The following is a 13492-nucleotide window of genomic DNA, read 5'->3' as shown; positions in this document are numbered from 1 at the left end:
GCGGGCGGTGGCCCCCGCGGGCGCCCCCCCCCCCGCCCCCCCCGCCGGCCCGCCCCCCCCCCCCCCCCCCCCCCCCGCTCCGCCCGACGTGAGCCCGGAGGTGAGCATGGGTGCGGAGATCGTGGTGCGGACGGCCGGGTTGCCCGTGACCGTCCTCGCGGACCTGCGCCTGCCGCACACCGCCGCCCTCGTCGCCCACATCACCGCGGAACGCACGCGGCTCGCCGCCGAAGCGGCCGGACTCGCGGCCGAGCTGTTCGAGCTGATCGGTGCGGCTCCCGGCGCGCGGGCCGCGCTGGTGGGCCTGCGCCGCTGCCTCGCGCCCGGCCACCGGCCCCCCTCCGCACACCTGATCTCGTTGTGCCTGCCCGTCCTGCCCGAGGCGCTGGCCGACCGGGTCGTCGCCTGGACGCGGGACCGCCGTGAGTGCGACGGCAGGCGTGCCGAACTCACCGACGTGCTCGCGAAGGAACGGGTCGACGTCCTCGACCGCATTCGGGCGGCCTGCGCTGATCCGGTGTTCCGGCGCGGGTTGCTGCTGTCCGGGCACGAGCTGACGGACACGCTGGACCGCTGGCTGGCCGATCCCGGCCGCCCGCCCCGGCAGGGCAAGGTGCTGCGACTGGTGAAGTACCTGGCGCGGGCGTCGGCGAAGACCAGCCCGTTCGGGGCGTTCCTGGTCAGCTCGCTGGCGGGTGGTGGTTCCGGCGCACCGGGGCCGATCACCGTGCCCGAGCTGCCCGGCGCCTACCTCGATGCGCTGCTCGCGCGCTACCCGGCGCCGTTGCGGGTGAACCCGAGCCTGACCGCCACCGGTGACGGGTACCTGTTCGCCGGGGCGCACGAGCGGATCGTCACGGCGAAGCGGGTTCCCGCGGTCGACCTCGTTCTGGGCAAGGCGGAGCACCGGCCCACCCGGGCCGAGCTCGTCTCCGCGCTGGCCGAGGCGGGGGCCGAACCGGAGGAGGCGGCGCGGTTCTGCGACCGGCTCGTGCGGACCGGGTTGCTGGTGCCGTGCTCACCGGTGTCCGACGACGACCCGGACCCGTTCGGGAGCTGGGCCGAGCTGCTCGACGAGCCGCTGCTGCGCGAGCTGTCGTCCGCGCTGCGGCCGGACGGCTACCACCGGTCCCGGCTCGCCGCCGCGTCCGAGGCCGTCGCGGCCCATCTGGGCGTCGCGGCCGAGACCGCGCACGAGGCCGAGGTCAGCGCGCATCGGCCGCCGCCACCCGCACTGCCCGCCGAGGCGATCGCCGACCTGGACGCGGTGCGCCGCTGGTTCTCGGTCTTCGACTGGAAGGTCCCGGTCCGCGTCAGCGTCGGCGAGTTCTGCCGCGACCGCTACGGCGAGGGCTCCCGCACGCCGTTCCTGGTGGTGTGCCGGGACGCCACCGCCGCGCTGCCGCACCTGTTCGGCCGGACCGCGATGCCGTGGTTCGCCGACCTGAGCACCGGCACGCGGTTGCGGCACCTGGACAGGTTGCGGGGACGCGCGCGTGCGCTGGCCGCACGGGAGCGGCTGACGCGGGCCGACGTGCTCGCCGACATCGCGGACTGGCCGGACTGGCTGACCTCGCCCGCCGAAGCAGGCTGCTACCTGCAGGTCTGCCGCGGTGAGGTCGTACCGGACCTGGTGGTGCTGAACGGACTGCACGCGGGCCACGGACGGGCCGGCGGACGTCTGCGCCACCTGCTCGGCCGGGCGGGCATCTCCGTGGAACCGGCCGAGCGGCTCGAGTTGCCGCTGGCGGAGCTGGGCGGCCGGTTCGGTTTTGCGCTCAACGTCCGCACGCCCGGCGCCCGCTACGAGATCGACCTGCCCGGCGCCGCGTCCAGCCGGGAGCCGGGTGAGCTCATCGGACTCGGCGAGCTGGAGGTCGTGCACGATCCCGCGACGGACCTGGTCTCGTTGCACAGCGAGCGGTTCGGGCCGGTCCAGCCGGTGCACCTGGGCATGATGGGCGAGCTGGCGCTGCCCCCCGTGGCCGGGTTCCTCGAGCGCGCGTTCGCGCCCACCTACCTGTTCCACCCGAGCGCACCACCGCTGATCTCGGTGCACGAACTCGCCGGAACCACGGCGCCGCAACGGTTTCCGCGCGTCACGGTCGGTTCGGTCGTGGTGCAGCGAGCCCGGTGGACCGTGCCGGCGGCACAGATCCCCCGCCACGGCGGCACGGACGCCGAGCACCTGCTCGCGCTGGCCGAATGGCGGCGGTCGCTGGGCATCCCGCACCGCTGCTTCGTGCGCGGCTGGCGGCCCGGTGCCGAGCTGGGCAAGTCCCGCAAACCGAACTACGTCGACTTCGCCGCGTGGCACCTGGTGGCGTTGTTCGACCGCGAGGTGCGGTCGAACTCGGTGCTCGTGTTCGACGAGGCGCTACCCGACCCGCTGGCCGGCCTGCCGGGGCAGCGGCACGTCACGGAGTACCACGTCGAGGTTGGAGGCAACGGTGGCTGAGTGGCTGTCCGTGCACGTGCACTACCGCGGTGATCTCGACGTGCTGCTGCGGGACGCGGTGGCGCCGCTGGTGCGGGACAACGGTTTCTTCCTGCGCTACTGGGACGGCGGCAGCCACGTGCGGGTGCGGCTGCGCCACGCCGACCGCTCGATCGTCGCCGAGCGCCTGCACGGCTACCTCGCCGCGAGCCCGGCGCCGGAGACGACCTCACCGCAGGAGTACGCGCGGCTCGCCCCCGTGCTGGCGGCACGTGAGGGGATGACCGGGCACTTGCCCCTGCGGCCCAACAACTCCATCGAGTTCGTGCCGTACCAGCCCGAACTGGGCAAGTACGGCGGCAACCTGGCGGCGGTGGAACGGCACTTCACCGAGTCGAGCCGGTTGGCGCTGGACGTGCTGCACCGACGGCCGTCGGGCAACCAGCGCGCGGTCGCCGTCCTCGGGGTGCTCCTGCTGGCCTGGGACGCCGCCGACGGCTCACCGGACGCCGTCGAGGAGCTCTGCCGGGGCTGGCGCGGCGGTCAAGACCTGCCGGACTCCCTGGTGGAGGCCGAGTTCGCGCCGATGCGGGACAGGCTCGCCGCGCTGGCGGGGTCGGTGCGCTCGCTGCCGCCCCGGCCGGGTGACCCCGGCTCGAGTCTGGCCGCGTGGGCCGCGACGTTCGGCGAGCTGTCCGCGCGGCTGCCCGCCGCGGACCGGTTGCGGGTGCTGGACAACTGCGCGCATCTCACGGCGAACCGGCTCGGCGTGCCGATGGCGGAGGAGGTCCGGCTGCGGCTGCTCGCGTCGCAGGCGCTGCGCGAGACCCTTCCGGCGGGGAGGCGATGATGACCTGGCGCCGCATCGACGTCGCGTACCACGACCCCGCTCCGGATCACCTGGTGCTGGCCACCCGGCCGTTGTTCGAACGCGGGCGCGGCTGGTTCCAGCGGCACTGGACCCGCGGGCCACACCTCGAACTGTGGTTCGCCACCGCGGCGCCGTCGTTCGACGAGGTCGCCGCGCTGGTGGTGCCGTACCTGCGGGAGCACCCGTCACGCACCACGATCGACCCGGACCGGTTGCGGCCGCAGCACGAGCACCTGGCCGTGGCCGAGCAGATCGACGAGCCGCTGTACCCGTTCTACGAGAACAACACCGTGCACGAAGCCGTGCCCCGGTCGCGTGTGCACGTACTGGGCAGCGCCGCGGCCGAGGAGCTGTTGCACGACTTCCACGTCGGTGCGAGCGCCGCCGCGTTCGGCCAGCTCGAGGCCGCCGACCGGCTGAGCCTGGCGTTCGAGTTGATGGTCGCGACCGCGCACACCTTCGCCGAGGGCGGGATCACCGGCGGGTTCGTGTCGTTCCGCTCGCACGCCGAAGCGTTCCTCGCCGGCGCCGGACCAGGAGTGCGGGAGCGGTGGGACGCACAGCTCGCGGCCAGGGCCAGGGCGGTGCGCGGTCAGGTCGCGGCCGTGTCCGCACGCGGGCGGGCGTGGACGGAGCTGCTGGAACCGTTCGGGCGGCGCGGTGACGAGCTGATCGCCTCCGGTGAGCTGACCTTCGACGAGGGCGCGGTCGCCGTGCCGGACAGCGAGTTCCACCGGGTGCTCTCCGGCAACGCCGGCTGGCACGAGAACGTGCTGCGGTCGGCCGGGTTCCGCCGGTACCGGTTGCTGCTGAACCTGACCTACCTGCAGCTGTCGCGACTGGGCGTGACCGCGGTGCAGCGGTCGTTGCTGTGCCACTTCGCCGCGTCGGCGGTCGAGCAGGAGTACGGGGTGTCCGCCATCGAGGTCGCCGCAGGAGGCGTGTGATGTCAGTACAGGTCGAACCGGTCGTGGTGCAACGGTGGTCGCTGCGACCGGGCGTGTACCGCGCGACAGCGGCCAACGGTGACCTGATGCTCGCCGCGTGGCCCAACGCGGCACTGCTCGGCCGGACGTCACCGGAGCTGACGGCGTTGCTGGAGGAGTTGTCCGGCGAGCCCGTCGCACTGCCGGAGTCGCCCGCGGTGGACGGGATGCGAGCCGGCGGCTGGTTGTCCAAAGTGGTCTTCTGCGCGGGACGCCCTCTGCACACCGTGGTGCCGATCGCGCCACCTGCGGTGGTCGAACCGCCGGTGGGCGGGCTGCGGCTGTCGCGGTTTGCCGTGCTGCGCAACACCGACGACGGGCTGGTGGTCGAGAAGCCCGGCTCGTGGTGCGACATCCGGGTGCACGACCCGGCGGTCGCGGCACTGCTCGCCGATCCGTCCGGTGACGCCGGTCTGCCCGCCGAGGCCGCCGCCGCGGTGCGGGCCGACCTGATCGCGGCCGGGATGCTGGTGGCCGAAGAGGACACGTCCTTCACCGAACGGCAGTGGGGCGCGCACGAGCTGTGGTTCCACGAACGGAGCAGGCTCGGCCACCGCGGCTGGTTCGGAGCGCACTTCGGCGGCACGTTCTGGGCGCGCGGCCACCACGCACCGCCGCCCGCCCGCCCCGAGCCGTACGCCGGTGAGCCGATCACGTTGCCCAAGGCCGACATCGCCGCGCTGCGCCGGGAGGATCCACCGCTCACCGCGGTGCTGGAGGACCGGGAGAGCGTCCGCGACCACGACGACGACAACCCGATCACACTGGAGCGGCTCGGCGAGTTCCTGCACCGGTGCGGACGGGTTCGCCTGGAGCGCACGCTCGACGGCTTCGAGTACACCAACAAGCCCTACCCGGCCGGCGGATCGGCGTACGAGCTGGAGATCTACCCGGTGGTGCGGCTGGCGTCCGGGCTGGACGCGGGCATGTACCACTACGACGCGCACGACCACCGGCTGCGGCTCGTCGTTCCGGGCGAGCACCAGGCGGTGCGCCGGATCCTGAAGGTGGCGACCGAGTCGTCCGTGGCGAAGTCGACTCCGCAGGTGGTGCTGGTGATCAGCGCGCGGGTCGGCCGGATCATGTGGAAGTACGAGGCGATGGGCTACGCGTTGATGCTCAAGCACGTCGGCGTGCTGCAGCAGACCATGTACGCGGTCGCGACGGCGATGAACCTGGCGCCGTGCGCGCTGGGCAGCGGCGACAGCCTCGCGTTCACCGCGGCCACCGGCCGGGATCGCCTGGCCGAGTGCGCGGTCGGCGAGTTCATGCTCGGCAGCCGCAGGCAGGAGGTCGCGGCATGGGAGCTCTGAACGTGCTGCTGCGGCCGGACGCCCACTACGCACCGGTCGACGGTGGTGTCTTCTTCGTCAGTCATCAGGGTGAGACGTTCATCGCCGGTGCCTCGGTGCACCAGTGGCTCGACCGGCTGGCGCCGCTGCTCGACGGCAGCCGCACGATGGACCAGCTCACCGCGAACCTGCCCGCCGAGCGGGCCGAGTTCGTCACCCGGCTCGTCGGCACGTTGCGGGCGCGCGGCCTGGTGCGCGACGTCGGCCCCGTCGAACCGGACTCGCTGACCGACGGCGAACGAGAAGAGCACAGTGCTCTCCTGTCGTTCATCGGCTACTTCCGGGACTCACCCGGCAAGGTGTTCGAGGACGTCCGGGACATCCCGACGACGATCACCGGTTCCGGGCCGCTGGTCGCCGAGCTGCGCCGGGCGTGCGCGGCGGCCGGCCTGCGCGCCGTGGGTGACCACGCCGCACCGGCGGTGGTGATCCACGCTGCGGAGCGGGCCGAGCCCGAGCGCGCGGCGGAGCTGGAACGCCGCTGCGCGGACTCGGGAATCGTGCTGGCGCAGGTGATGCCCGCGGCGAACGGCATCTGGTGGCAACCGGCGTCCCGGCGGGGTGGCTGGTCGGCCGCCTGGCGCCGGCACCGCGCGCTCGTGCCCGCCGCGCCGGCGGACGGCCCGCTGAGCCCGGTGGCGGTCAGGGTCGTGGCGAACCAGCTGGCGCACGACCTGTTCCGGTTGCTGTCGGGTCTGCGCGAGGACACCGGGCCGCGGCTGGTCGTGCTGGACCCGCAGACGCTCGCGAGCTCCACGCACCCGGTGATCGGGTATCCGGAGCGCGCCGGTGCCGCTGCCCTCGACCCCCGCACGGCGCCCGCGTTGACCGAGGAGGAGTTCTCCCGGCGGGCGAAGACGGTGATGGACTCGACCACCGGTCTGTTCGCGGAGATCGACGAGGGTGACCTGGCGCAGCTGCCGTTGCACGTCACCACCACCACGGTCGCGACCAGGACAGGTCCCCAGGTCGTCACCGGTGCCGGGCTCACGTTCGAACAAGCCCGTTACCGCTGCGCGCTGGCCGCGTTCGCGCGAGCGGCCAGCGGCGAGCCGGGTGCCGCCGCCGGTTACTCGTGGGAGGAGGCGGTCACCACCGGGGCGCTCGCCCACGCCGCCGCACGCACGCTCGCGGAGCGGCTCACCGCACCGGCGGGCCGGGTCGAGCTCGATCGCGTGCCCGGCATCGAGTACTTCCTCGCGATGATCGGCGCGCTCGGCGAGGAACTGGTCGTGCACGACGTGACCGGCTCGCTCGGCGTCCCGGTCGTGGTCGGCGCGCTGTCGGGTGGGGCGACCGCATCGGGCGCCGGGCTGACCCGCGCCGCAGCCGTGGTCGCGTGCCTGCGCGACCTGTTGCTGATCAGGCAGGCCGAGATCAACGACCAGCCGGTGTACGCGCCCGCCGGGTGCGCGCCGGTCGCGCTGCCCGGTGAGCGCCTCGCGCCGGAACCGCCCGCGGTGACCGCGGACGAGGTGCTCCGGCGGCTCGGTGCGCACGTCGTCGCGCTGGACCACGACCAGGCCGTGTCCGAGGTCATGCCGTTCGTCGTCGAGGTGGTGGTTCCGTGATGCGCCTGCCGGACAACGGAGAAGTCACGATCGCGCTCGGGTCCGGGCCGGTGCTGCCGGTGCGCACCCGGTTGGGCCGGGTCGTGCTCGGCCCGCTGGAACGCCCCGGCGTGCCGGGGTGCCGCGAGTGCGTGCGCATCAGGGAACGGCGGGTGCGGCCCGATGCCCGCAAGGCCGAGGCCGTCCGGGTCGAGACGGCCGACCAGTGGCTGACACCGGCTGCCGGTGACCTGGTCGAGGCGCTGGTGGCGGGCGAGACCGCGGCACTGGCCACGGACTCCGAGCCGCGCACGGCGGGCGCGGTCCTGGAGGTGGACCTGCGGACGCTGGCGGTCACCCGGCACCGGTTCCTGCCCGAGCCGTTGTGCCCCGTGTGCGGAGGCCTCCCGCCGGACGGCCCGGTCGAGCTGACGTTCGTGCCGCGGCGCAAGCTGGGGACGAGCCCGCGCACGCGGGAAATCGAGCTGGACGCGTTGCTGGAGACCTACGTGGACGGCCGCACCGGGATGATCCGGCCGCTGAAGTCCGGTGTGCAGGGCGGGTTGACGGTGGCGAGCGCGATGCTGCCGATCCGCGCGGGCAGCGGACTCGAACCCGGTGTCGGACGTACCCGCAGCTACACGGCCAGCAAGCGCACGGCGGTGCTGGAGGCGCTGGAGCGGTACGGCGGCGTGAGCCCCGGCGGCCGGCAGACCGTGGTCACGGCCGCCTATCGGGACGTCGAGGGGCACGCCGTGCACCCGGACACGTTCGGCACCCATCCCGAGGAGAACTACGCCCGGCCGGACTTCGGGTTGCGGCGTTTCACCGAGGACGCGGTGTGCCGGTGGGTGTGGGGCTACTCGTTCGCCAAGGCGCAGCCCGTTCTGGTGCCGGAGAACCAGGTCTACTACTACGCCCGGCACATGCCCGGCGGCGAGGAGCCGTTCGTCTTCGAGGTGTCGAACGGGTGCGCGCTCGGGTCGTGCCTGGAGGAAGCGGTCCTGCACGGATTGCTGGAGGTGGTGGAACGGGACGCGTTCCTGCTGACCTGGCACGCCCAGCGCCCGGTTCCGCTGCTCGATCCGGCGCTGGCGCGTGATCCCGGCCTGCGGATGCAGGTCGCCGCGATCACCGCGGAGACCGGCCACAGCGTGCGGTGCTTCGACACCACGGCCGAGCACGGGATCCCGAGCGTGTGGGTGATGGCGGTGGACGAGCACGGGCGGGAGCTCACACCGGCCACCGCCCACGCCGCCGGATCCGCGCTGACTCTGGAGAAAGCGACGATGAACGCGTTGAGCGAGCTCGGACCGCTGGTCGTCGACGTGGTCCGGCGCTACCCGGACGAGCGCGACCGGGCGCTGGCGATGGTGCGCGACCCCGAGCAGGTCGAGACCATGCACGACCACTCGATCCTCTACGCCGCACCGGAAGCGGCGGAGCGGCTGGCCTTCCTGACCGGGCAGGCGGAGACCACCGGCTTCGGCGAGGACCGGTTCACCGGTACCGACCTGACCGCGGACCTCTTCGCCATGACCGAAGCGGTGATCGCCGCCGGGATGGACGTCGTCGTCGTCGACCAGACCACGCCCGAGCACGTGGCCGGCGGGTTCAGCTGCGTGAAGGTGCTGGTGCCGGGCGCGTTGCCGATGACGTTCGGCCACCGGTACCGGCGGCTGGGCCACCTGCCGCGGCTGCCCGTCGTGCGCACCACCGACCCGCACCCGTTCCCGTGACCGCTGTGATCGTTGTGACCTGGGAGGAGCCGCCGTGTACGTGGTGATCGTCGCGTTCGACCTCAAGGACTCCGACGTCTCGTTCGCCGAGTTGCGCACCTGGGTGCACGACCGCGCGGCGGACGACTACTCCAAGCTCGAGGGGATGCGGTTCAAGGCCTGGTTCTCCGACGAACGCAAGCGGCTCTGGGGCGCGGTGTACCTGGTGGAGTCGATGTCGTCGTTCGACCGGGACAAGATTCCGTTGCTGCCCAACGGTGCCACCGGTCCGGTCGGCACCCGGCCGACGTCGGTCAAGTTCCTGGACCTGGAAGCGTTCGTCACCGGGCCCGCGGGTGCCGCAGGCGTCGAAGAGCTCGCCCGGCACGGCCTGAGCATGGCGGGAGATCGCCCATGAGCACCGAATCACTGCCGGTGCCCGCGAGGGCGGTGGACGAGCCGTTGCTGCTGTACGTCAACATCCCGTTCTGCAACTCGAAGTGCCACTTCTGCGACTGGGTCGTCGACGTGCCGATCGCGGACCTGCGGCTCACCCCGGTGTCGTCGGGCCGCATCGACTACCTGGAGGCGTTGCGCACGCAGATCCGCACGCACGCGCCCGCCTTGCGCGCGGCCGGCTACCGCAGCGAGGTGATGTACTGGGGCGGTGGCACCGCGACCGTGCTGACCGAGCGGGAGATCGAGGAGACGTACTCCTGCCTGGCCGCCGAGTTCGACCTGTCCACAGTGGCCGAGGCGACCATCGAGGGCAGCCCGGAGTCGGTCGACCTGCCGAAGCTCAAGCTGTTGCGCGACCTGGGCTTCGACCGGGTCAGCCTCGGTGTGCAGTCCTTCGACACGAACCGGCTGCGCCGCATCGGCCGTGCGCACTCCGCCGACCAGGCGGTCGCCAGCGTCGAGGCCGCGTGCGCCGCCGGGTTCGAGAACATCAACATCGACCTGATCGTCGGTTTCCCGGACCAGACGCTGGCCGAGGTGCGGGACACCGTCCGCCGCGCGCTGGAACTGCCGGTCAACCACTTCTCGGTCTACGCCTACCGCGCGACCGAGGGCACCGTGATGCGCAAGCAGATCCAGCGCGCGGGCATCGAGATCGAGCTGGAACACCAGCTGAAGTCCTACCGGCTGGCCGCGGACCTGCTGACCGAGGCGGGTCACCCCGAGTACGCCGTGTCGTACTTCGGCGCCCCGCGCTGCCTGGCCGACGAGGCCTACTACCGGCTGCGCATGGACTGGATCGGCTTCGGCACCGGCGCCAACTCGCTCATCAACCACCGCTACCTGCTCAACGGCCGCGGCCGGATGCGCGACTTCACGAGCGATCCCGGCGCGTTCGAGGTGAACCTGCCCGCGGCGGCGGAGTCGCTGACGGTGCAGTGGCTGCCCAGAGCCCTCAGCACAGCGGAGGGCATCGACGCGGTGACCTTCCAGCGCCGCACGGGCGTCGCGCTGCGCGCCGCCTGCGAGGAACCGGAGCTCAACGCGTTCCTCCGGCAGGTCAAGAGGTTCGGTGATCTGGTGGTCGACCGCGACGGGATCCGCATCGCCGACGCCGACCGCTCGGACGTGCTGTCGCGCACGTTCGCCGCGATGGGCTGGGTGTCCTGAGTGGACGCCATGCGGGTGCTGCTGGACGCCACCGACCTGGTGACACCGATGGCCGTGCGGGTCGCCGCGACGTTGCGGCTGGCCGACCGCATCGCCGAGGGCGTCCGCACCTCCGCCGCCCTGGCGGCGGCCACCTCGGTGGACGAGGCGGCGCTGGTGCGGCTGCTGCGCTACCTGGTCGCCCACTCGATCTTCACCGAACCGGCGCCCGGCGTGTTCGGCCTGTCGCCCGCCGCCGCGCTGCTGCGGGACGACCGGCCGGAACGGCTGCGCTCGTGGCTGGACCTGACCGGCCCGATCGGCCGCGCGGACCTGGCGTTCGCCGCGCTGCTGGACGTGGTGCGCACCGGCGAACCCGGCTATCCGCTGGTGCACGGCCGGGGTTTCTGGGACGACCTGGCGACCGTCCCGGGGCTCGCCGCGGACTACGACGGGCTGATGGGCGGCAAGCGGTCCTGGGCGGCGTCCTCGCTCGCGTCTCTTCCCTGGAGCACCACCACGCACCTGGTGGACGTGGGCGGCGGCAACGGAACGCTGCTGTCCTGCGTGCTGGCCGCCCACCCGCACCTGCGCGGCACGGTGATCGACCGGCCGACCTCCGCGGCCGCGGCCGCGGAGGTGCTGTCCCCGCTGGGTGAGCGGGCCGCGTTCGTGGCCGGTGACTTCTTCGAGCCGCTGCCCGTACGAGGTGCCGACACCTACCTGCTGAGCTCGATCGTGCACGACTGGGACGACGACTCGGCGGTGGCGATCCTGAGCCGGTGCGCCGAGGCCGCCGGGCCTGGCGGGCGCGTGCTGTTGTGCGAGCTGGTGTCCGGCAGCGGACGGGACCAGCGCGCGGTGACGCGGATGGACATGTGCATGTTGGTGTACTTCGGCGGCAAGGAACGCACCGAGGCGGAGTTCGCGGCGCTGACGCGCCGGGCGGGTCTCGAGCTGAGGACGGTCACGCCCCTGCCGCCGCTGGACTGGGGGAACGCGGTCATCGAGTGCGTTGTGCCCTGACCTGCGCCGTTCCGCGGTCTCCGGGCGCGGGTGACTCCCGAAGAGGTGTCTGCAGGAGTCTCGGCTCACGATCGGTGAAATGCCGATGATCGTGCCGTGACGCACCATGGTTCGTAGCATCGAGAACGGACTGGTGCAGATATCTGAGTGAGGTGTTCGGTGACCGCAGGCGAGACGGCGTCAACAGCCGGGATGAAGACCAGTGATCACGACGGCGTGGTCGTGGCCGTGATCAGCGGCGAACTCGACATGATCAGCGTCGACGGGATCGGGACAGCCCTGTTCGACCAGGTGGACAAGCGTCCGGCCGGGCTGGTCGTCGAGCTGGCCGTGGACTTCATGGGCTCCTCCGCGCTGTCGATGCTGCTGGAGCTCAACGCACGGTCACAGCGCGAAGGCGTGGAGCTCGTCATCGTGGCTGCTCAGGCCGCTGCCGTGCGTCCCATGATGGCCAGCGCCCTGAGCCAGGTGCTGCCGCTGGCGCAGTCGGTCGACGAGGCGGTGAAGTTGGTCCGGGAGGAACGGGAGTCGTCCGAGAAGCCCGGCTAGCGACGTGCCGCACCGTTCGTGACCACCACACCCGGAAGGACTTCGATCGAGGCGCTGCCGGTGGACCGGCGTGCACCGGCAGCGTGACGACGCCTCGTGGACGAGCCGGCTCGGCGCCTGCCGTGAACCCGGCGCCGCCCACTCCAGTCGAATGCATTCGACAGCATTCTGCACAACGTCGAATTAATCGACTGAAAGGCCTACCCGAACATCTGCTGAAAGCAATCAGAAAGACCACGTATGTGAACCGGTTCTCATATGTGATGCGGCGTTGACACGCCGGAAACACAAGTCCTATGGTCCGATTCAGGAAAGCGATTTCACAACGCTGCCGCGGCGCGAGCCGTATTCCCGAAAGGACCACCCGAATGCGGACACACGCCGGGTACGAACGCGCCCTCGCACGGGTCGCGGTAGCGGTGGCCGTGGTGGCCGGGGCGGCCGGAGCGCCGCCCGCCACGGCGGCCGGGCCCACCGCCGACGGGTTCGCCGGGGTGCACTCGCTCGGCCAGAACGGCACCACCGGCGGGGCGGGCGGCGCGGTGGTCACGGCGACGACGACCGCGCAGTTCCTGGACTACATCGCTCGACCGGAACCGCTGGTGGTGCAGGTCCGGGGCACGATCGCGCTGCCCACCGGCACCAGCGACGGGATGCACGACGTCGCTTCCGACAAGACGATCGTCGGCCTCGGCGGTGACGCCCGGCTGGTCGGCGGCGGGCTGAACATCGGGCTCCCGGTCGACGACGACGTGGTCTCGCCGCCCGCCAACGCGGTGCACAACGTGATCATCCGGAACCTGTCGATCACCGGCGCGACCGACGACCTGATCAACGTGCAGATGTTCAGCCACCACGTCTGGATCGACCACAACGACTTCTCCAACGGTGATGACGGAGCCGTCGACATCAAACGCGGATCCGATTTCATCACCGTTTCCTGGAACAGGTTCCACGACCACGACAAGACGTTGTTGCTCGGGCACGACGACGACAACTCGGCGCAGGACGTCGGGCGCCTCAGGGTGACCTACCACCACAACTACTTCGACGGTTCCGATCAACGCAACCCGCGAGTCCGCTTCGGCGAGTCGGTGCACGTCTACAACAACTACTACCGGGACAACAGCTACGGCGTCGCGTCGGCGATGAACGCGGGCGTGGTGCTCGAGGGCAACTACTTCTTCAGCGTCAACAACCCCGGCCGGGTCGACTTCAGCGGTGACCTCGGCCGGATGGTGGCCAGGGACAACGTCCTCGTCGAGTGCAACCACGAGATCGAGGTGCGCGGGTCCGTCGTCGAGCCGCGCACCTACTACGCCTACACCCCGCACCGGGCCGTCGAGGTCCCGACCGTCGTGCCGGCCGGCGCGGGTGTCGGCCGAGTCTGAGGAG

11 protein-coding genes are annotated in these 13492 nt (G+C 72.0%); all 11 read left to right on the top strand.

Translation table 11 applies throughout. The features are described 5' to 3' along the window. Nucleotides 1–106 precede the first annotated feature (106 nt). Nucleotides 107–2458 carry a lantibiotic dehydratase gene (locus ORI60_RS24750; protein WP_266040207.1) on the top strand — a complete coding sequence of 784 codons (2352 nt, stop codon included), beginning with the start codon at nt 107–109 and terminating at the stop codon, nt 2456–2458. Beyond that, a complete protein-coding gene (locus ORI60_RS24745; protein ID WP_266040206.1) occupies nt 2451–3287 on the top strand; it encodes a lantibiotic dehydratase C-terminal domain-containing protein in 837 nt (278 codons plus the stop codon). Before ORI60_RS24750 ends, ORI60_RS24745 begins: the two co-directional genes overlap by 8 nt. Further along, nucleotides 3287–4255 carry a thiopeptide maturation pyridine synthase gene (locus ORI60_RS24740; RefSeq protein WP_266040205.1) on the top strand — a complete coding sequence of 323 codons (969 nt, stop codon included), beginning with the start codon at nt 3287–3289 and terminating at the stop codon, nt 4253–4255. The genes ORI60_RS24745 and ORI60_RS24740 overlap by 1 nt, the downstream gene beginning before the upstream one ends. Next, nucleotides 4255–5607 carry a SagB family peptide dehydrogenase gene (locus ORI60_RS24735; protein ID WP_266040203.1) on the top strand — a complete coding sequence of 451 codons (1353 nt, stop codon included), beginning with the start codon at nt 4255–4257 and terminating at the stop codon, nt 5605–5607. Before ORI60_RS24740 ends, ORI60_RS24735 begins: the two co-directional genes overlap by 1 nt. Next, on the top strand, nt 5595–7217 hold the full coding sequence (locus tag ORI60_RS24730; protein WP_266040201.1) for a YcaO-like family protein: 1623 nt from the start codon (nt 5595–5597) through the stop codon (nt 7215–7217). Before ORI60_RS24735 ends, ORI60_RS24730 begins: the two co-directional genes overlap by 13 nt. After that, complete coding sequence (locus ORI60_RS24725; RefSeq protein WP_266040282.1) at nt 7217–8935, top strand: TOMM precursor leader peptide-binding protein; 1719 nt, start codon at nt 7217–7219, stop codon at nt 8933–8935. Before ORI60_RS24730 ends, ORI60_RS24725 begins: the two co-directional genes overlap by 1 nt. Before the next feature lie 34 nt (nt 8936–8969). Next, nucleotides 8970–9332: a hypothetical protein gene (locus ORI60_RS24720; protein ID WP_266040199.1), complete on the top strand. Its 363-nt coding sequence runs from the start codon at nt 8970–8972 to the stop codon at nt 9330–9332. Then, the gene (locus ORI60_RS24715) at nt 9329–10543 is read left to right on the top strand and encodes a coproporphyrinogen-III oxidase family protein (protein WP_266040198.1); all 1215 of its coding nucleotides are present in this window, start codon (nt 9329–9331) and stop codon (nt 10541–10543) included. Before ORI60_RS24720 ends, ORI60_RS24715 begins: the two co-directional genes overlap by 4 nt. A gap of 9 nt (nt 10544–10552) precedes the next feature. Further along, a complete protein-coding gene (locus tag ORI60_RS24710; RefSeq protein ID WP_266040281.1) occupies nt 10553–11548 on the top strand; it encodes a methyltransferase in 996 nt (331 codons plus the stop codon). A 159-nt stretch (nt 11549–11707) separates the two neighbouring features. Next, nucleotides 11708–12097, top strand: a complete 390-nt coding sequence (locus ORI60_RS24705; protein WP_266040197.1) for an STAS domain-containing protein — start codon at nt 11708–11710, stop codon at nt 12095–12097. Between the two features lie 368 nt (nt 12098–12465). Further along, nucleotides 12466–13488 carry a pectate lyase family protein gene (locus ORI60_RS24700; RefSeq protein ID WP_266040196.1) on the top strand — a complete coding sequence of 341 codons (1023 nt, stop codon included), beginning with the start codon at nt 12466–12468 and terminating at the stop codon, nt 13486–13488. Nucleotides 13489–13492 lie beyond the last annotated feature (4 nt).

It is taken from the genome of Lentzea sp. NEAU-D7, assembly GCF_026242055.1.
GTDB lineage: Bacteria > Actinomycetota > Actinomycetes > Mycobacteriales > Pseudonocardiaceae > Lentzea.
This window is presented reverse-complemented; position numbering and strand designations above follow the sequence as displayed.

Bases quoted from the DNA above. Each gene is read 5' to 3' on its own strand.
- ORI60_RS24750 (WP_266040207.1), top strand. From the start codon at position 107: ATGGGTGCGGAGATCGTGGTGCGGACGGCCGGGTTGCCCGTGACCGTC.
- ORI60_RS24740 (WP_266040205.1), top strand. From the start codon at position 3,287: ATGACCTGGCGCCGCATCGACGTCGCGTACCACGACCCCGCTCCGGAT.
- ORI60_RS24735 (WP_266040203.1), top strand. From the start codon at position 4,255: ATGTCAGTACAGGTCGAACCGGTCGTGGTGCAACGGTGGTCGCTGCGA.
- ORI60_RS24730 (WP_266040201.1), top strand. From the start codon at position 5,595: ATGGGAGCTCTGAACGTGCTGCTGCGGCCGGACGCCCACTACGCACCG.
- ORI60_RS24725 (WP_266040282.1), top strand. From the start codon at position 7,217: ATGCGCCTGCCGGACAACGGAGAAGTCACGATCGCGCTCGGGTCCGGG.
- ORI60_RS24715 (WP_266040198.1), top strand. From the start codon at position 9,329: ATGAGCACCGAATCACTGCCGGTGCCCGCGAGGGCGGTGGACGAGCCG.
- ORI60_RS24710 (WP_266040281.1), top strand. From the start codon at position 10,553: ATGCGGGTGCTGCTGGACGCCACCGACCTGGTGACACCGATGGCCGTG.
- ORI60_RS24700 (WP_266040196.1), top strand. From the start codon at position 12,466: ATGCGGACACACGCCGGGTACGAACGCGCCCTCGCACGGGTCGCGGTA.